Raw genomic sequence first — 447 nt, forward strand, 5'->3', positions numbered from 1 at the left:
ACGTATCGAGGCCCTGCGCCGACGAGGTTGAATCACGAAAGCGATAGACTTCGCCCCGCGCATAGCAATGAGAGGTGTTCTTCCGTACACCTCTCGTTCCTCACTCTCTGGTGTGACCACCGAAGGTTGGACAATTATCCACCTACGCTGCCTTGGCAGCCTGCATTCTGTATTCCACAGGACTCAGGCCGTTAAGCTTCAGTTTTATGCGTGAGTGATTGTAATACTCAATGTACTCTTCGATACCCGCTTGAAGCTCATCCAGATCGTTAAATTTGTTCAGGTAGAAAAATTCGGATTTCAGCGTGCTAAAAAAGCTCTCAATAGCCGCGTTGTCGTAGCAGTTACCCTTGCGCGACATGCTGGCTGCGATCGAATTCTCATTGAGCAGTCGCTGGTAAATAGGCATCCGATATTGCCAGCCCTGGTCGGAATGCAAAATCGGCT

At 49.9% G+C, this 447-nt stretch carries 1 protein-coding gene; it reads right to left on the reverse strand.

All coding sequences use genetic code 11. The features are described 5' to 3' along the window. Positions 1–142 precede the first annotated feature (142 nt). Positions 143–447, reverse strand: a 305-nt coding sequence (locus GE543_RS26950) for an IS3 family transposase (protein ID WP_153221803.1), incomplete at its 5' end; no start/stop codon positions are given.

Origin of the sequence: Pseudomonas sp. SZ57 (genome assembly GCF_009495975.1) — a bacterium.
GTDB classification, from domain to species: domain Bacteria; phylum Pseudomonadota; class Gammaproteobacteria; order Pseudomonadales; family Pseudomonadaceae; genus Aquipseudomonas; species Aquipseudomonas syringae.